Origin of the sequence: Pseudomonas sp. 2822-17 (genome assembly GCF_002742485.1) — a bacterium.
Classification (GTDB): Bacteria; Pseudomonadota; Gammaproteobacteria; order Pseudomonadales; family Pseudomonadaceae; genus Aquipseudomonas; species Aquipseudomonas cyclaminis.
This window is the reverse complement of record NZ_LJRZ01000726.1, coordinates 1-273: the sequence shown is the minus strand read 5'-3', so window position 1 is coordinate 273 and position 273 is coordinate 1. Positions and strand designations below refer to the sequence as shown.

At 31.5% G+C, this 273-nt stretch carries 1 protein-coding gene; it reads right to left on the bottom strand.

Annotated features, from left to right (window positions below; all coding sequences use genetic code 11):
• On the bottom strand, nt 1–273 hold a 273-nt coding region (locus AOA60_RS23985; protein WP_256592880.1), incomplete at both ends, for a SulP family inorganic anion transporter.

Genomic DNA, 273 nt, shown 5'->3' with positions numbered 1-273 from the left:
CTAATAAAAGAGATAATACATTTTTACCTGATACATAATTTATTCCAAGTAAATGTTTTAACTGACTTAATCCGATGATAATTGCAGCTGCAGATATAAAAGCACTAATAACAGCATGGGATAAAAAATTTACGATAAATCCTAACTTTAATAATCCCATGATAAATTGGATAACTCCCACCATGAGCATTAATATTATGACGTAGGCGATATATTCTGTTGTTCCTGGTTCTGCAACAGATGACACACCTGAAATAACTAGCAGTGATACTA